Here is a 16,189-nt window from a genome sequence, read left to right as displayed (position 1 = left end):
ACAATCGGCACACCATGCGTACCCGTTCAGCCACCTACCCCGACCGCGAGACCGCCCAATGGGCCACCCAGCAGGTCGTCACCGCCAACGAGCAGTTGATCCACCGCTGGCTCGCCCAGGCCACCCGCCCCCGTCTGACGATCGAGGCATCGTGGCCCTCGCGCACCGAGCCGGTCGGCCGGGTGCTGATCCAGGCGATGATGCTGGCGGGCCGTGAGCCCGTGGACGTGCGCGCGGCCCGCGTGGTGCTCAAGCGCGACGCGACCCGCCCCCATGGCTTCGTCGTCCAGGCCACCTTCCCCGTCTATCTGTAGAGCCCCGTAGAGACCAGTAGAGGCTGATCACCGTGCCCCTGAGCCCCCTCGAACACGACCGCCGGTACGGCGAACTGGACCAGGTGATCCGCGCCTACGCCGGGCAGCCCGCCGACGACACCCCGGACAGGCCCAGTCAGGCCCTGACCGCCTACCTCCGCCACACCTGGCACACCCGCCCCTGGGCGCTGGCCACGGCAGAGACCCAGCTGCGGGAGTACGCCCGCAACCCGCCCGGCCGACTCCGCCTGCGCCTCGGCGAGTTCTACGCGATCCCGGACGTCGGGCTAACCGAGGCGGACATTGAGCAGTGGCTGACCTGCCTCGCCGACCACATCAAGCACAGCGTCGAGACCGGCGAGGCCCCGCCCCCGGCCACCCCCACCACCCACTGGGAATGGCACGCCCGCTTTCCCGAACTCGCCCAGTTCCTCGGCGGCTGGTTCTCCCAGGACATGCCGGACGAGTTCGACGACCACGACGCCGCCGTAGACGACTACCGGTCCTCCACTGCCCCGCAGCTTGTGGCCCGCCTCGTGGGGGAGCTCCACGAGCTGCTCACCCTCAGCCTGGAGGAGTCCGACTACGCTCTCGCCGTCGCCGAGCTGGGCATGGAGGTGGATCCCCCGGCCCCGTACGCACCGAGCGGCTGGCTCGCGCTGGTCGCCGAGCGGCTCAGCGGGACGCGGGCCCAGTACGGGCCCCCGCCGCAGGAAGACGCGAAGTGACCGCGCCTGTGGACGAGTTGTCGGTCCTGCTCAAGAGCCTCTCGTACGAACTGCGCGTGTACGTCAGCGCGGGCAGACTTTGGCCCACCGGCGGGTCGGGCGGTCTCACGAAGGCCGTCGCCGAGCAAGTGCACGCTCTTGTCGCCGAGTTGCACGAGGGGTACTGGCACCAGTACGCCTACGGCACGACCGGACCGGCGTCTGCGCCGCAGATCGAACTGTCGCTGTACCCCAAGTCTCTGGCAGAGGCCACCGCACTCTTGGGTGAACTCGCCTCGGCGAACCTCATGTTCCCCGAGTTCGCTTTCATGGACCGTGCCGAGGCCAAACCGATCGCCGCACGTGTGGTGGGGGTGCTCGGTCCTGGCGCGCGCTGGTGGTCCAACAGGGACGACCTCAGCGTGGACAGTGTCACCAGCTGCTCGTTCGACACGTTTGTCATCGGCAGTGACGGCGACCGTTTCGCTCTGCTGATCCAGGTCGGCGACGACTGAGGCGGCTCGCTCACTGGCCCATGTGCACCGCGAACACCGCCCAGGCCGAGGAGACGACCCGGAGGATGGGCCCGTCCACGTCCTTTGAGTCACGGACCGCGACGGTGCCGGGTATGTTGCGGGCGACTTCGACGCACTCGCCGTTGCCGCTGCTGTGACTGGACTTGGTGAACTCGAACTGCAGCACAGCTCACAACTCCTTGCGGATGCGTTCGATCAGGGCGGTGGAATCGCGAAGAGCGAGTCCGCTCCGGACAATCCGCTCGAATGTGGCGTTGTGGCGCGCGGCGTCGGCCTCGCTCTCCAGCCACAGGGTAGACGAGGTGGTGTCCATGTAGACCACGTCCATCGCGCCGGGTTCGGCGAACGAGACGACGCTGAAGGCGCTGGTCATCCCGGGATGGGAACCGGCGAGGAAGGGAAGCACCTGAAGCCTGACGTTGGGCAGGCGGGACGCTTCCGCCAGGTGCGCCAGTTGTACGCGCATGACCTCGCGGCCGCCGACAAGTTGGCGCAGAGCGCCCTCGCCCACGACAGCCCACAGGTTGAGAGGGTTCGTGTCCGTCAAGCGTGCCTGCCGCGCGATCTTCGCCTCGACGAAACGCTCGATGTCGTCGGGGTCATCCCAGTCGGCGTTGCCGATCGCGAGAGCCCGGGCGTAGTCCGGAGTCTGCAAGAGGCCGGGAATGAAGGCGCCTTGCCAGGTACGGATTCCGGTCGAGATGTCCTCGAGGGCCACGTACTCAACCAGAGAGCGAAGCTCGGGGTACTGGTTCCACCACCCCTTGGCCTTACGGCGCCCCCGGTCGGTCTTGGCGAGGTTCAGCAGCCGCTCCACGACCTTGGGGTCGGTCACGCCGTACAGGTCGCACAGGATCTGGATGTCGGGATCGCGGAAGGGGACCCAGCCGCGCTCCATCTTGGCGACCTTGGCCGCAGTTGCCGACAGCGCCTCCGCGGCTTGTGGCTGCGTCAGGCCGGCTGTGTCGCGCAGCGTCAGCAGCTCACCGCCCAACTTGCGGGCGAGGACGGTGGATACGCGGTTGCCGCGCGTGAACGGGACTGCGGTCACGTCGGATTACCTCCCGGGTCGCGGCCAGTGTGCAGGTCGTCGACCAGGGTCGCAAAGCTAGGGGACATATTTCCCTGAGACTCCTTGCCCGTCATGCCGCCAGTCAACTACTGTCAGTTCTCAAGCGACTACCCAACGACACCGGTTGGCGGAAGTGCACCGTGCTGCCCAAACCGGCACCGCGCGGCAGAGCCACCCCATCTGGCACCCTCGCGCAAGGAGACGCACCCCGTGACCAACTCCTGCCCTCCCCCTCGCTTCCCCAAGGGCGACGACCGCTACGACTCCGTGGACTACACCCCTACCCGAGCAACATCCCCCGCGCCCGCAGACACGTCGCCCAACTCGCCGTCGACTGGGGTCACCCCGACATCGCCGGGGACGCGGCGCTGCTGGCAAGCGAGTTGTGCACGAACGCCCTGCTCCACGGGTGCTTACGGGACCGCCTGTTCCGCGTTGAGACGTCGCTGACCGGCAACGCGCTGCGCGTCGCCGTGACCGACCCGAGGGGTGAGCGGCTTCCATATATCCCCACGCCCGTCGCGGATGACCAGTTCGGCCGCGGCCTCCTCATCGTCCGCGCGCTCGCGAACCGCTGGGCCGTGGAGAAACTCACCGTCGGCAAGACCGTCTGGGCGGAGCTGGACATGCGCGGGGGCCTCGATGCCTAACCTGCTGAGCCGTCTGCGCAGGTGCCGCGGCGGTACCTTGGCCGCACGGCGAAAGGAGACGCGGATGGCGACCGAGTGGCAGAACGCGGTGGCTGAGGCCCAGGAGGCCACCGGGTTCACGGGTGAAATCGTCCGACGTACCGTTGAGGGCGTCGGGGCAGCCCTACGGCTCGATCACCGCGCCGACTTCTACGCGGAACTCGGCACCCTGGCCGACTCCGGCGGCTTCGAGGCGTTCCTCAATTACTGGTGGACCCAGGCGCTCGCCGACTCGGCTCCGAACGAAGAGGCGCGCGGGGATGCTATCGACTTCGCCGACGTGACCGTGTCCTTCTATGCGCAGGCCGCCGGCGGCCCGACGTCCAGCCAGGCCGAGATCGACGCCCTCGTCGCTGGAGCGGAAGCCTCTTGAGCCACACGATCATCTGGGAGCGAGCGGCCTCCGAAGGCCTCAGACGACTCCGGGCTCGTGACGGCGACGCGGTGAAGCCCCTCGTCAGCGCGATCAATGAGCTCGCCCGGAATCCTGAACCCGCCGCCAGCAGCAAGCTCGGCCATACCAACCTGCGGCGGCTGCGCGTCGGCGCCTACAGAGCCGCGTATGAAATCGACGGAGGCACCGTCGCGATCAAGATCCTCATGGTCGGCACCACGGCCGTCTGACGCCGTCGACCGATCAGGAGCCCCAGGTCATCCCCACGCCCCTCCGACGCGGACCCCGGCGGCCCCTCGCGCCCGGGTCGACGGGGAGTGGTGTTCAGGCATTCGTGCGCATGATCTTGGTCGGGTCTGTGGGACCGTAGGGGAAGGGAATGGGATCGGACACCCCGAGCGTTCCCCTATGGGAGTTCGCCGGCAGCCCCGGCGGACTGGATCGAGAGAGGGGCGGCGGCCCGCATCAAGGGCCCGCGTCACCCCGTGGTCACGGGCCGTCACCGCAGTCGGCCACCGTGGCGGACATGGCAGTCGGCCATCGTCCCGGACGCGACGGTCGACCTTCGGCCCGGATGCGGTCCGGGCAGGGCGCGCATACCGTCTGGCTCAAGATCCCATCGTCCGGAAAGGCGGGCGAGCTTACCCATCCCACCGGAAACCTATGCGGCGCGTGGCCAAGTTTCTTCCCCTAACGGGCTGAAGTTTTGTTGATCGTGGGTCAGTTGGCCGCCCCGCCGCCCTACCCTTCAAAGGGTGAACCAATTGATGTCCCGAGAGTACGAGGCCGATGTCCCCGGGGGAGCAGCGCTCCCCGGCACCCTGCCCGACGCCCTGCGTGCCGAGCTGATCGCGTTCCGGCGCGACCTGCACATGCACCCGGAGCTCGGCAACCAGGAGTTCCGCACCACCGCGGCACTCAAGGCACGCCTGGAGCAGGCGGGCCTCGAGCCCCGCGTGCTCGACATCGGGACCGGTCTCATCTGTGACATCGGGATCGACGCCGGTGAAGGTGCGGGGGAGGGCGAAGGAAACGGGGCACGGGACCGCGTACGGGACCGTGCGGTCGACGGCGGACGCGGCATGCTCGCCCTGCGCGCCGACATCGACGCGCTGCCCATCCCGGACGCGAAGAGTGACTGCGCGTATCGCTCGACCGTGCCCGACCGCGCGCACGCCTGCGGCCACGACGTGCACACGACCGTCGTCCTCGGCGCCGGGCTCGTCCTCGCCGAGCTGCATCGCCAGGGGCTCCTGCCGCATCCCGTACGGCTGATCTTCCAGCCCGCCGAAGAGGTCCTGCCCGGGGGCGCGCCCGACGCCATCGAGTCCGGAGTGCTGGAGGGCGTGGGGCGGATCATCGGCGTGCACTGCGACCCGAAGGTCGACGCCGGACGGATCGGACTGCGCCACGGTCCCATCACCTCCGCCTGCGACCGGCTGGAAGTCTCACTCGACGGCGCCGGCGGCCACACCGCGCGCCCCCACCTCACCACCGACCTCGTCACCGCCGCCGCGCGCGTCGTCACCGACGTACCGTCCCTCGTCGCCCGGCGTGTGGACGCCCGCAGCGGGCTCGCGGTGACCTGGGGGCGGGTCGAGTCCGGGCACGCCTGCAACGTCATCCCGCAGCACGCCGAGCTCTCCGGGACCGTCCGCTGCCTCGACCTCGAGGCCTGGCGGCAGGCGCCCGACCTGGTGCACGCGGCCATCGACGAGATCGCGAACCTGTACCGCGCCAAGTCCGAGATCAACTACATCCGGGGCGTCCCGCCGGTCGTCAACGACCCGGCGGTCACGGAGTTGCTCCATGACGCCATGACCTCGCGGCGCGGCTCGCACTCCGTCGAGGACACCGAGCAGAGCCTCGGCGGCGAGGACTTCTCCTGGTACCTGGAGCACGTGCCCGGCGCCATGGCGCGCCTCGGTGTCCGTACGCCGGGCGAGCGCACCACCCGTGACCTGCACCGCGGCGACTTCGACGCCGACGAGTCGGCCATCACGGTCGGAGTCGAGCTCTTCACCGCGGCGGCCCTGCTGGACGCGATCCGCTAGGTCCCCTCCGAGGTGGCGCACAAGTGACGTAGGGGTACCCGGGTCGCCGGTCCGTCCGATGCCCCGATCGGCACCCCTTCGTCCGCTTGCGTCACCCCGCCGTAACGGGTGGCGTGCAAACGTAACCCGGTGGCGGCACGGTTCGATAACGGCCCGGAGAAACCCCGTTCCCCTCCCCTTCTACGCGCGTTACTGTGCGCCGAAATCGCTGCGTCGGCGGCGTGTTGGGGAAGCGGACCGGCGACGGCCGTGGGGATGAAGGGTGCTTGCTGTGCGTCTGATGTCTCGGAGGACCAGGTTCTCCCAAGCAGCGGTGGCCGTCTCGGTCATCGCCCTCGCGGCGGTCGGTTGTGGCAAGTCGAGCACCGACACGAGCAGCGACTCGAACAAGAGCTCGTCCAAGAACTCGTCGGGCTACACCGGAAAGGGCATCGGTCTCGCGTACGACATCGGCGGCAAGGGCGACCAGTCCTTCAACGACGCCGCGTACGCCGGGTTCCAGAAGGCCGAGACGGAGTTCAAAATCGGCGGCCGGGACCTCGAGCCGACCGACGGTGAGTCGGACGCCGACAAGGTGCAGCGCCTGGAGCAGCTCGCCAAGACCGGCTACAACCCGGTGATCGGCGTCGGCTTCGCCTACGCGCCGGCCATCAAGGAGGTCGCCGCGAAGTACCCGAAGACCACCTTCGGCATCATCGACGACGAGCAGGACAAGGCGGCCAACGTCGCCGACATGGTCTTCTCCGAGGAGCAGTCCTCCTACCTCGCGGGCGTGGCCGCGGCCAAGGCGACCAAGAAGAACCACATCGGCTTCATCGGCGGCGTGGACATCCCCCTCATCCACAAGTTCGAGGCGGGCTTCGACCAGGGCGCCAAGTCGGTCAACCCGAGCATCAAGATCGAGTCGCAGTACCTGACGCAGACCCCCGCCGAGGGCGGCTTCTCCAGCCCCGACAAGGGCAAGGACGCGGCGGCCGGCCAGATCGAAAAGGGCGCCGACGTGCTTTACCACGCCGCCGGTCTGTCCGGTCAGGGCGTGATCTCCGAGGCCGCCGCCAAGAAGGTGTGGGCCATCGGCGTCGACTCCGACCAGTACGCGCAGTCGGCCCTCGCCAAGTACAAGGACTACATCCTGGGCTCGGCGCTGAAGAACGTCGGCGGCGCGGTCTACGACCTGGTGAAGTCGGTCGTGGACGGCAAGCCCCTCTCGGGCGTCGTGCGCGGCGACCTGAAGTCCGGCGGCGTCGGCTTCGCGGACACCAACCCGAAGTACAAGGCCATGACGGACGTCGTCGCGGCGGTCGACAAGGCCAAGCAGGACATCATCGACGGCAAGGTCACCGTCAACACGAAGTAACTCCGTCGGTCAGGCGGATCAACCACGCCCCGCCCCCGGACGCGCCCCCATGGGCACGCCGGGGGTGGGGCGCTTTCACGACACGGACGTGGCCACGACCGATGTAACTCCTGAGGGGCGTCTGTCCGGAGTGGGGGAGACGGGGGAGGCTGCGGACGCCCCCGAGGGCCAGACCGGTGAGTGCCGTTTCCTGAACTGAAACGGCGTTCAGGCGCCGCCTATGGGCGCCCGAACGCCGTCACGGGCGAGTCGTCGTCCTTCTTCCGCCAGTGCTGGTGCCGTCGCCGTGAAGCGGGGGGCAGACCGGACCATCGCCACGCAGGCCCGCGGAAAACCTCCAGGTCAGGGCTGCCCGTGGTAGGTGAACTCCAGGCTGTACCCATCGGGGTCGAGGACGTTGGCCGCGTAGTATCCCGGAGCGAAGTAGGGCCGCTCCCCAGGTGCGCCGTTGTCGGTCGCCCCCGCTGCCATGGCTGCCGCGTACGCCGCGTCGACGACCTCTCTCGAGGGTGCGGTGAAGCCGACGTGCGCGGCGTGTCCCTGGCTGTCGCCTTCGCGCAGCCAGAACGTGAAGGCCGTGTCGGTCCCGAACCCCGCGAGGTCGCCGACCCACTCCGGGGCGGTTGAGCCGTCGAAGTCGAACACGTGGCGCATGCCCAGCGGCTTCAGCGCCTGACTGTAGAACTCGACTGAGCGTTCCCTGTCGCTCACCGTCAGGAAGACATGGTCGATCATTGTGCTCATCTCTTTCGGGAGGCCGAGGACGCCGCTTACGCAAGCGCCCAGGACTGGTTGGATTGCTGCATCTCGGCCTCCGGGGAGGCCGAGCCGTGGCGGGCCGCCTGCCGGGAGGCCCCGTACTCACCCGTTGAGAAGCTGCATCTGGTCGGGGGTGTAGCGGTCGCCGGCGACGATCCCGTGCGGGGCGACCGCATCGATGGCGGCCATCTCTTGCGCGGTGATGGTTACGGCGGCAGCGGCGCTGTTCTCTTCCAGGTAGCGGCGGCGCTTGGTGCCAGGGATGGCGACCGCGCCCTGGTGCAGGACCCAGGCGAGGGCCAGCTGGGAGGGTGTGACCTTCTTGGCTGCGGCGATCCGGCGGACCTCGTCGACCACGGCCAGGTTGCGCTGGAAGTTCTCGCCCTGGAAGCGGGGGTCGATGCGGCGGTAGTCGTCGGCGGCGAAGTCGTCCGGGCTGGAAATCGCGCCGGAGAGGAAGCCGCGCCCCAGCGGCGCGTAGGCGACCAGGCCGATCCCGAGCTCGTTCAGAGTGGCCATGACCCCGTCCTGCTCGATGCCGCGCTCGAAGAGCGAGTACTCGGTCTGGACCGCGCTCAGCGGGTGGATGCGGTGGGCGCGGCGGATGGTCCGCGGCGAGGCTTCGGACAGGCCGATGTGACGGACCTTGCCGGCGTCCACCAGCTCGCCCATGGCGCCGACGGTGTCCTCGATCGGCACCTGCGGGTCGATCCTGTGCAGGTAGTAGAGATCGACGTAGTCGGTGTTCAGGTGGCGCAGGGAGCGGTCCAAGGCGCGGCGGATGTACTCGGGGCGCCCGTTGAGTCCGGTCACCGCACCGTCGTCGCCGATCTCGATTCCGGTCTTGGTGGCGATCAGGGCCTGCTCGCGGCGGCCGGTGAGCGCCTTGCCGAGGAGCTGCTCGTTGGTGAAGGGGCCGTAGATCTCGGCAGTGTCGAACAGGGTCACGCCCAGTTCCAGGGCGCGGTCGATGGTGGCCAGCGATTCGGCCTCATCGGTGCCGCCGTAGAAGGCGCTCATCCCCATGAGGCCGAGTCCCTGGGCGGAGACGGTGAGGCCCTGGCTGCCGAGCGTGCGGAGTTCCGTCATTGATCTTCCTTGTGTCGAGGTCACCCGAGCCAGGGCAACCAACTAGATGGTTTCTATGGTGGGGCGCGCCTTCACAGGTGTCAAACTAACTGGATGGTTACTTGCTAGAGTGGCGGCATGGCCCGAGACTCCGCCGCGACCAAGGCACGCCTTCTGGACGCCGCCTCCGCCGAGTTCGCCGCGCACGGCCTGGCCGGCGCCCGGGTGGACCGCATCGCCGAGGCGGCCCATGCGAACAAGCAAAGGATCTACGCCTACTTCGGCAGCAAGGAGCAGCTGTTCGACGCGGTGATCGAGCGGGTGCTGGCCGTGGGCGCGGAAACCGTGCCCTTCGACGCCGAGGACCTCCCCGAAGTCGCGGGACAGATCTTCGACGACCTGGTCGCCCACCCCCACCTGATGCGGCTGCTCTTCTGGAAACTGCTGGAGCGCCCCGGCGCCACCGACCAGGAGGCCGCCACCTACACCGCAAAGACCACCGCCGTTGCGGCGGCCCAGGAGCAGGGCCGAGTCGATCCGGAGCTCGGCCCGGAGGACCTGGTGGCTTTCGTGCTGGCGCTGACCCAAACCTGGTTCAGCCTCACGGGCGGCATGAGCCCGACCGGCGGAAGCACCCCGTGGCCGGCGCAGCGACTGATCCAGCACCGCGCCGCCGTCGTCCACGCCGTACGGCAGATCACCGCACCACGCGGATAGAGCAAGCAGCGGATCACTCGAGCTGGTTGCCCGAACACCCCCGGCGGCCGACTCGTCCTCCACGTCTTCGCCGCGCTCGCGGAGTTCATCCGCGAACTCATCGTCATCGGCACCAAGGAGGGCCTGGCCGCCGCCCGCGGCCGGGTCGGCGGCCGCCCCGGCGTCGCCACCGAGGAGATCATCCGCGCCGCCCGCGACCTGCTGCCCGACCCCGGCCGCTCGATCACCTCAATCGCCGAGCTGCTCGGCGCTCGCCAGGCACGCTCTACAACCACATCCCAGACCTGCGCGAACTGCGCGCCGGTGCGGTCCCTCGTCAGCTCGAAGCGCCCCCACGGTAGGCAGACCCGAGCAAGACCAATCTCGTCTGCACTTTCTGTAGCTCAACTACTGACCCCCGTACCACCGCTACCCGCCCCCGTACCACCGCTACTCGCACCCCTACCACCGCGCGGCCCCCGCCCCCCCTTGCTTTGCCTCCCGCAAGCGCCCCACCGCGTTCCGTAACCTGGGCGCCATCTGTGGCCACAGCTCGGTAACGGACCGGACAGAAGGGGTTTTCCGTCTGGTCTACGCGCGTTACGCTGCGGCGGAATCAGCGCCTGGTATGGGCGCTTGCACAAAGGAGTCAAGTTCCATGCGCCGGGTGTCCCGAATCACAGTTGCGGGCGTTGCGACCGCTACCCTCGCCGTTGCTCTCTCCGCCTGTGGCGGAACGTCCAGCGACGCCACCAGCTCCAGCTCCAGCGGCGGCAAGACCAAGGGTCTCGCCCTCGCGTACGACGTCGGCGGCAAGGGCGACCAGTCCTTCAATGATGCCGCCACCGTGGGCATGACGAAGGCCGACAAGGAGTTCGGCTACACCTCGCAGGCCGTCGAGCCGACCGACGGTGAGTCGGACGCCGACAAGGTGCAGCGCCTCGAGCAGCTCGCCAAGCAGGGCTTCAACCCGGTGATCGGCGTCGGCTTCGCCTACGCGCCGGCCGTCAAGGAGGTCGCGGCGAAGTACCCGAAGATCACCTTCGGCATCATCGACGACGAGCAGGACAAGGCGGCCAACATCGCCGACCTGGTCTTCCACGAGGAGCAGGCCTCCTACCTCGCCGGTGTCGCCGCCGCCAAGACCACCAAGTCGAACACCGTCGGCTTCATCGGCGGTGTGGACGTCCCGCTGATCCACAAGTTCGAGGCGGGCTTCAAGCAGGGCGTCGAGGACACCAAGAAGGGCGTCAAGGTCAAGTCGCAGTACCTGACCGAGACCGCCGCCGAGGGTGGCTTCTCCAGCCCGGACAAGGGTGCGAGCGCCGCGCAGGGCCAGATCGACGCCGGCGCCGACGTCGTCTACGCCGCCGCGGGTCTGTCCGGGCAGGGCGTCATCCAGACCGCGTCCAAGGACAAGGTCTGGGCGATCGGCGTGGACTCCGACCAGTACAAGCAGGACGCGCTGGCGAAGTACAAGGACGCCATCCTGACCTCGGCCATGAAGGACGTCGCCGGGGCCGTGTACAACCTCGCGAAGTCGGTCCACGACGGCAAGCCCGAGACCGGCGTCGTCCGCGCCAGCCTCGCCACCGGCGGTGTCAGCCTCGCCGACTCGAACCCGGCGTTCAAGAACAACGCCGACCTGCAGGCCGCGCTGAAGAAGGCCGAGGCGGGCATCAAGGACGGCTCGATCACGGTCAAGACCTCCTGAACGCGCTCATGGCTCCCGGCCAAGGTCAAGACGTCATCACCGGGCGATAACCACTCGCCATCACCGGACGTCGAAACCATGGCCAAGTCAACGCTGTAATGGAAGCGTTACGGCCACGGAACGGGGTGTGGGGAGGATGACCTTCCCGCGCCCCGTTCGCGCGGCAGAATGCTCGGACCGGACGTAGCCGAATCAGATCGAGAACCCGATTGAATCCGGTCGAACCAGATCGAACTCGATCGAGAATGAGATCGAATCGAGCTCGGCCAGTCCGAGCACTATTTAAAGCAGGGGCGCTACGCGCGTAGATCGGCCCCTTTTCCAAGGAGAGTGCGCCATCGACGCGTCCAGCAGCCCTCCGCTCACCGCGCAGTCGACCGCGGTCGAGCTGGCGGGGATCACCAAGCGCTTCCCGGGTGTGGTGGCCAACCACGACATCCACCTGACGGTCCGCAAGGGCACGGTCCACGCCCTCGTCGGCGAGAACGGTGCCGGCAAGTCGACGCTGATGAAGATCCTCTACGGCATGCAGAAGCCGGACGAGGGCACCATCGCCGTCGACGGTGAGCAGGTCGGCTTCTCGTCGCCCGCCGACGCCATCGTGCGCGGCATCGGCATGGTCCACCAGCACTTCATGCTCGCCGACAACCTCACCGTCCTGGAGAACGTCGTCCTGGGCAGCGAGAAGCTGTACGGCATCGGTGGCGGCGCCCGTAAGAAGATCAAGGAGATCTCCGACCGGTACGGGCTGAACGTACGCCCGGACGTCCTGGTCGAGAGCCTCGGTGTCGCCGAGCGCCAGCGGATCGAGATCCTCAAGGTCCTCTACCGCGGCGCTCGCATCCTGATCCTGGACGAGCCCACCGCCGTACTGGTGCCGCAGGAGGTGGACGCGCTCTTCGACAACCTGCGCGAGCTCAAGTCGGAGGGCCTGGCCGTCATCTTCATCTCGCACAAGCTGGGCGAGGTCCTGTCGGTCGCCGACGAGATCACGGTCATCCGGCGCGGTACGACGGTCGGCACGGCCGTCCCCGCCGAGACGACCCCCCGCCAGCTCGCCGAGATGATGGTCGGCAGCGAGCTGCCCACCCCGGAGACCGCTGAGTCCACGGTCACCGACAAGGCCGTGCTGACCGTCAAGAACCTCACGGTCTACGCCAGCGGCGGCGCCTCCCTCGGCGAGGCCGGCGCGCAGCCCGAGACCGCGACCCCCGGCTCGGCCGGTGCGACGGCGGGCGCCGACGTGCTCACCGAGGCCACCGCCCCCGGTGCCGCCAAACGTGTCCTCGACGACGTCACCTTCACCATCCACGCGGGTGAGGTGATGGGCATCGCCGGTGTCGAGGGCAATGGTCAGACCGAGCTCATCGACGCGCTGATCGGCCTCAAGCACGCGGACTCGGGAGCCATCACCTTCCTCGGCGACGAGATCACGGGGTGGGCCACCCGCAAGCGCCGTGAGAAGGGCATCGGGTACATCCCCGAGGACCGCCACCGCCACGGCCTGCTGCTGGAGTCCCCGCTCTGGGAGAACCGCATCCTCGGCCATGTCACCGAGGCCCCCAACGCGAAGGGCTTCTGGCTCGACATCAAGGGCGCCCAGGAGGACACCAGGCGGATCGTCAAGGAGTACGACGTCCGCACCCCCGGCATCGACGTCACCGCCGCCTCGCTCTCCGGCGGCAACCAGCAGAAGCTGATCGTCGGCCGCGAGATGAGCCACAAGCCGCGCTTCCTGATCGCCGCCCACCCCACCCGCGGTGTGGACGTCGGCGCGCAGGCCGCGATCTGGGACCAGATCCGCGAGGCCCGCCGCGAGGGCCTGGCCGTGCTGCTGATCTCGGCCGACCTGGACGAGCTGATCGGTCTGTCGGACACCCTGCGGGTGATCTACAACGGCAGGCTCGTGGCGGACGCCGACCCGGCGACCGTCACCCCGGAGGAACTCGGCTCGGCCATGACCGGCGCCGCCTCCGGACACCTGGAGCACGTAGCGGAAAGCGCCGCCCCGGAGGACGAGGCCCGATGAAGAAGTTCGACAAGGAGCGCGTGCTCCTCGCGGTGGCCGGCCCGGTCATCGCGCTCGTCGCGGCGGTCGCCCTGACGTCGATCGTGCTGCTCGCCTCGGGCAAGAGCCCGTTCGAGCCGTACTCCCTGATGCTGGAGCAGGCCACCTACTCCGACATCCAGGTCCTGATCCTCAACCAGGCGTCGATGTACTACATCGCCGCGCTGGCGGTGGCCATCGGCTTCCGGATGAACCTGTTCAACATCGGCGTCGACGGCCAGTACCGCCTCGCCGCGATGATGACCGCGGTGGTCGGCGCGCACCTCGCGCTGCCGTCCTTCCTGCAGATCCCCGTGCTGATGCTGGTCGCCATGCTCACCGGCGCCATGTGGGCCGGTATCGCGGGCGTCCTCAAGGTCACCCGGGGCGTCAGCGAGGTCGTCGCGACGATCATGCTGAACGCGATCGCCACCAGCGTCATCGGCTACCTCACCCTCTCCGACAAGTTCGGTGTGCAGCTCGGCAACAACATGACGACCGGCGTCATGAAGAAGTCCGGCTGGTTCCCCGGCATCAACCTCGGCTCGGACGTCGGCGAGATCTACGGCCTCGTCTTCCTCGCGATCCTCATGGGCGTCCTGTACTGGCTCGTCCTCAACCGCACCCGCTTCGGCTTCGACCTGCGCGCCACCGGCGCCTCCGAGACCGCCGCCGCGGCCTCCGGCGTCGACGCCAAGAAGATGGTGCTGACCGCGATGCTGATCTCCGGCGCGGTCGCGGGCCTGTCCGGTCTGCCGCTGCTGCTCGGCGACGCCCACACCTACAGCCTGACCTTCCCGACCGGACTGGGCTTCACCGCCATCACCATCGCCCTGCTCGGCCGCAACAGCCCCGTCGGCATCGCCTTCGCCGCCCTCCTGATCGCCTTCCTCGACAAGGCGTCCCCCGCTCTCGACTACGCGACCCCGGTGGCGTACGAGAAGGAGATCGCCACGATCATGCAGGGCCTGATCGTCTTCGCGGTCGTCATCTCGTATGAGGCCGTACGCGTCTGGGGCCTGCGCCGCCAGCAGAAGCAGGTCGGTGAGGAACTGGCCGCGGCCGCCGCCAACAACAACTCCCCGAAGGAGGTGGCTGCCCGATGAGCACCGCGACCGTCGCCAAGCCGCAGGCGCAGCAGCCCGGCAAGGGCAGCCGCCGATTCTCGCTCCCCGTACTCCTGCTGATCATCGCGGGCGTACTGATTCTGACCTCGGTCGTCCGCCTGATCACCGGTGCGGACGGCATCACCTCGACCGGACAGATGTCCACGGCGCTGCGCCTCGCGGTGCCGATCGGACTCGCGGGCCTCGGCGGTCTGTGGGCCGAGCGCGCGGGCGTCGTCAACATCGGCCTCGAGGGCATGATGATCCTCGGCACCTGGTTCGGCGCCTGGGCCGGCTACCAGTGGGGCCCGTGGACCGGTGTCGCCTTCGGCATCATCGGCGGCTGCCTCGGCGGCGTCCTGCACGCCATCGCCACGGTGACCTTCAACGTCAACCACATCGTCTCCGGTGTGGCCGTCAACATCCTGGCGCTCGGCACGACCCGCTATCTGTCGAAGTTCACCTTCGAGGGCGTCCCGCAGGGCTCCTCCAAGCAGTCGCCCCCGGTCGACTCGCTCGGCACGTTCTCCATCCCAGGGCTCTCCAGCGGTCTGGACACGCTCAACCACAAGGGCTGGTTCCTGATCTCGGACATCGCCGGTCTGCTCGCGGGTCTGATCACCGACCTGTCGCCGCTCACCGTCGTCGCGGTCGCCCTCGTACCGATCACCTGGTGGGTGCTGTGGCGCACGGCCTTCGGCCTGCGGCTGCGCTCCTGCGGTGAGAACCCGGTGGCCGCCGAGTCCCTCGGCGTCAACGTCTACAAGTACAAGTACATCGCCGTGATCATCTCGGGCGGCTTCGCCGGCCTCGGCGGTGCCTTCCTGTCGATCGTGGCGTCCAACGTGTATCTGGACGGCCAGACGGCCGGCCGTGGTTACATCGGTCTCGCCGCGATGATCTTCGGCAACTGGATGCCGGGCGGCCTGGCCCTCGGCGCGGGCCTGTTCGGCTACACCGACAGCCTCAACCTGCGCGGCGGCGGTACGAACGTCCACGCGCTGATCCTGCTGCTGGCGATCCTGCTGGTCTTCGGCGCGGCCTACCTGGTGTGGAAGAAGCGGTACACCCCCGCCGTCATCACCGCCCTGATCTCGGCGCTGATGTTCGTCTGGTACGTCTCCACCAACGAGGTGCCCAAGCAGGTCGTGACCGCGACCCCGTACATCGTGACGCTGCTCGTTCTCTCGCTGTCCGCGCAGCACCTGCGGATGCCGAAGGCGGACGGCATGCCGTACCGGAGAGGACAGGGCAAGTGACGTCCGCCGACGCCGGGTCCACGGCCGTCGACTGGGAGGCTCTGCGGGAGCACGCGCGGGACGCCATGTCCCGGGCGTACGCCCCCTACTCGGGCTTCCCGGTCGGTGTCGCGGCCCTCGTCGACGACGGCCGGACCGTCACCGGCTGCAACGTCGAGAACGCCTCGTACGGGCTCGGCCTGTGCGCCGAGTGCGGTCTGGTCTCCCAGCTGCTGAACACCGGTGGCGGTCGGCTGACGCACTTCACCTGCGTCGACGGACACGGCGAGATCCTCGTCCCGTGCGGACGCTGCCGCCAGCTGCTGTACGAGTTCGGCGGGGCCGATCTGCTCCTGGAGACCCCGGCCGGAATCCTGCCGCTCTCCGAGATGCTGCCGCAGGCCTTCGGGCCGGAGAATCTCAGCAAGTAACGCCTGC

The 16,189-nt window shown here is 68.6% G+C and carries 18 protein-coding genes; 14 read left to right on the top strand and 4 right to left on the bottom strand.

The genetic code is table 11. From position 1 onward, the window contains the following. Window positions 1-14 precede the first annotated feature (14 nt). From ACZ7M3_RS07870 to ACZ7M3_RS07860, 3 genes are read left to right on the top strand one after another with little or no spacing between them, the layout of a single operon-like run. A complete protein-coding gene (locus ACZ7M3_RS07870) occupies window positions 15-314 on the top strand; it encodes an RNase A-like domain-containing protein (RefSeq protein ID WP_385385899.1) in 300 nt (99 codons plus the stop codon). A gap of 32 nt (window positions 315-346) precedes the next feature. Continuing rightward, window positions 347-1,042: a contact-dependent growth inhibition system immunity protein gene (locus ACZ7M3_RS07865; protein ID WP_472061595.1), complete on the top strand. Its 696-nt coding sequence runs from the start codon at window positions 347-349 to the stop codon at window positions 1,040-1,042. Further along, window positions 1,039-1,536, top strand: coding sequence for a hypothetical protein (locus tag ACZ7M3_RS07860; protein ID WP_472061593.1), 498 nt, complete (start codon window positions 1,039-1,041; stop codon window positions 1,534-1,536). Before ACZ7M3_RS07865 ends, ACZ7M3_RS07860 begins: the two co-directional genes overlap by 4 nt. A gap of 10 nt (window positions 1,537-1,546) precedes the next feature. Here ACZ7M3_RS07860 and ACZ7M3_RS07855 read toward each other — a convergent pair whose 3' ends face one another. Next, on the bottom strand, window positions 1,547-1,723 hold the full coding sequence (locus ACZ7M3_RS07855; protein ID WP_472061591.1) for a DUF397 domain-containing protein: 177 nt from the start codon (window positions 1,721-1,723) through the stop codon (window positions 1,547-1,549). Window positions 1,724-1,726: 3 nt separating this feature from the next. After that, window positions 1,727-2,608: a DUF5753 domain-containing protein gene (locus tag ACZ7M3_RS07850; RefSeq protein ID WP_472061589.1), complete on the bottom strand. Its 882-nt coding sequence runs from the start codon at window positions 2,606-2,608 to the stop codon at window positions 1,727-1,729. A gap of 29 nt (window positions 2,609-2,637) precedes the next feature. Here ACZ7M3_RS07850 and ACZ7M3_RS07845 point away from each other — a divergent pair, with 29 nt between their 5' ends. From ACZ7M3_RS07845 to ACZ7M3_RS07825, 5 genes are all read left to right on the top strand, one after another. Next, complete coding sequence (locus ACZ7M3_RS07845; protein ID WP_472061587.1) at window positions 2,638-3,279, top strand: ATP-binding protein; 642 nt, start codon at window positions 2,638-2,640, stop codon at window positions 3,277-3,279. 64 nt (window positions 3,280-3,343) lie between these two features. After that, the gene (locus ACZ7M3_RS07840) at window positions 3,344-3,691 is read left to right on the top strand and encodes a hypothetical protein (RefSeq protein ID WP_472061585.1); all 348 of its coding nucleotides are present in this window, start codon (window positions 3,344-3,346) and stop codon (window positions 3,689-3,691) included. After that, window positions 3,688-3,942: a type II toxin-antitoxin system RelE family toxin gene (locus ACZ7M3_RS07835; RefSeq protein WP_472061583.1), complete on the top strand. Its 255-nt coding sequence runs from the start codon at window positions 3,688-3,690 to the stop codon at window positions 3,940-3,942. Before ACZ7M3_RS07840 ends, ACZ7M3_RS07835 begins: the two co-directional genes overlap by 4 nt. 537 nt (window positions 3,943-4,479) lie before the next feature. Continuing rightward, complete coding sequence (locus ACZ7M3_RS07830; protein ID WP_472061581.1) at window positions 4,480-5,766, top strand: amidohydrolase; 1,287 nt, start codon at window positions 4,480-4,482, stop codon at window positions 5,764-5,766. 280 nt (window positions 5,767-6,046) lie between these two features. Further along, entirely contained in the window at window positions 6,047-7,123 is a 1,077-nt protein-coding gene (locus ACZ7M3_RS07825) for a BMP family lipoprotein (RefSeq protein ID WP_472061579.1), read from the top strand. 342 nt (window positions 7,124-7,465) lie between these two features. On the opposite strand, the gene ACZ7M3_RS07820 is transcribed toward ACZ7M3_RS07825, so the two are convergent. Both ACZ7M3_RS07820 and ACZ7M3_RS07815 read right to left on the bottom strand, forming a co-directional pair. After that, complete coding sequence (locus ACZ7M3_RS07820) at window positions 7,466-7,867, bottom strand: VOC family protein (protein ID WP_383891240.1); 402 nt, start codon at window positions 7,865-7,867, stop codon at window positions 7,466-7,468. A gap of 117 nt (window positions 7,868-7,984) precedes the next feature. Beyond that, a complete protein-coding gene (locus ACZ7M3_RS07815; RefSeq protein ID WP_472061577.1) occupies window positions 7,985-8,971 on the bottom strand; it encodes an aldo/keto reductase in 987 nt (328 codons plus the stop codon). 117 nt (window positions 8,972-9,088) lie between these two features. On the opposite strand from ACZ7M3_RS07815, the gene ACZ7M3_RS07810 reads away from it, so the two are divergent. The 6 genes from ACZ7M3_RS07810 to ACZ7M3_RS07785 all read left to right on the top strand — a co-directional run bounded on the left by ACZ7M3_RS07810 (window position 9,089) and on the right by ACZ7M3_RS07785 (window position 16,182). Further along, window positions 9,089-9,667 carry a TetR/AcrR family transcriptional regulator gene (locus tag ACZ7M3_RS07810; RefSeq protein ID WP_472061575.1) on the top strand — a complete coding sequence of 193 codons (579 nt, stop codon included), beginning with the start codon at window positions 9,089-9,091 and terminating at the stop codon, window positions 9,665-9,667. 637 nt (window positions 9,668-10,304) lie between these two features. Beyond that, entirely contained in the window at window positions 10,305-11,360 is a 1,056-nt protein-coding gene (locus ACZ7M3_RS07805; protein ID WP_351308303.1) for a BMP family lipoprotein, read from the top strand. 337 nt (window positions 11,361-11,697) lie between these two features. Then, on the top strand, window positions 11,698-13,389 hold the full coding sequence (locus tag ACZ7M3_RS07800) for an ABC transporter ATP-binding protein (protein WP_472062180.1): 1,692 nt from the start codon (window positions 11,698-11,700) through the stop codon (window positions 13,387-13,389). Further along, on the top strand, window positions 13,386-14,513 hold the full coding sequence (locus ACZ7M3_RS07795) for an ABC transporter permease (RefSeq protein ID WP_261689072.1): 1,128 nt from the start codon (window positions 13,386-13,388) through the stop codon (window positions 14,511-14,513). Before ACZ7M3_RS07800 ends, ACZ7M3_RS07795 begins: the two co-directional genes overlap by 4 nt. Further along, on the top strand, window positions 14,510-15,772 hold the full coding sequence (locus ACZ7M3_RS07790) for an ABC transporter permease (protein ID WP_355308959.1): 1,263 nt from the start codon (window positions 14,510-14,512) through the stop codon (window positions 15,770-15,772). Before ACZ7M3_RS07795 ends, ACZ7M3_RS07790 begins: the two co-directional genes overlap by 4 nt. Then, window positions 15,769-16,182, top strand: coding sequence for a cytidine deaminase (locus ACZ7M3_RS07785; RefSeq protein ID WP_472061572.1), 414 nt, complete (start codon window positions 15,769-15,771; stop codon window positions 16,180-16,182). The genes ACZ7M3_RS07790 and ACZ7M3_RS07785 overlap by 4 nt, the downstream gene beginning before the upstream one ends. Window positions 16,183-16,189: the final 7 nt, after the last annotated feature.

Source organism: Streptomyces sp. NPDC111656 (assembly GCF_055656965.1).
Note: the sequence above shows the minus strand (reverse complement) of the source record. Positions and strands in the feature narration are given on the sequence as shown.

Bases quoted from the DNA above. Each gene is read 5' to 3' on its own strand.
- ACZ7M3_RS07870 (WP_385385899.1), top strand. From the start codon at position 15: ATGCGTACCCGTTCAGCCACCTACCCCGACCGCGAGACCGCCCAATGG.
- ACZ7M3_RS07840 (WP_472061585.1), top strand. From the start codon at position 3,344: ATGGCGACCGAGTGGCAGAACGCGGTGGCTGAGGCCCAGGAGGCCACC.
- ACZ7M3_RS07830 (WP_472061581.1), top strand. From the start codon at position 4,480: ATGTCCCGAGAGTACGAGGCCGATGTCCCCGGGGGAGCAGCGCTCCCC.
- ACZ7M3_RS07825 (WP_472061579.1), top strand. From the start codon at position 6,047: ATGTCTCGGAGGACCAGGTTCTCCCAAGCAGCGGTGGCCGTCTCGGTC.
- ACZ7M3_RS07820 (WP_383891240.1), bottom strand. From the start codon at position 7,867: ATGAGCACAATGATCGACCATGTCTTCCTGACGGTGAGCGACAGGGAA.
- ACZ7M3_RS07815 (WP_472061577.1), bottom strand. From the start codon at position 8,971: ATGACGGAACTCCGCACGCTCGGCAGCCAGGGCCTCACCGTCTCCGCC.
- ACZ7M3_RS07810 (WP_472061575.1), top strand. From the start codon at position 9,089: ATGGCCCGAGACTCCGCCGCGACCAAGGCACGCCTTCTGGACGCCGCC.
- ACZ7M3_RS07805 (WP_351308303.1), top strand. From the start codon at position 10,305: ATGCGCCGGGTGTCCCGAATCACAGTTGCGGGCGTTGCGACCGCTACC.
- ACZ7M3_RS07795 (WP_261689072.1), top strand. From the start codon at position 13,386: ATGAAGAAGTTCGACAAGGAGCGCGTGCTCCTCGCGGTGGCCGGCCCG.
- ACZ7M3_RS07790 (WP_355308959.1), top strand. From the start codon at position 14,510: ATGAGCACCGCGACCGTCGCCAAGCCGCAGGCGCAGCAGCCCGGCAAG.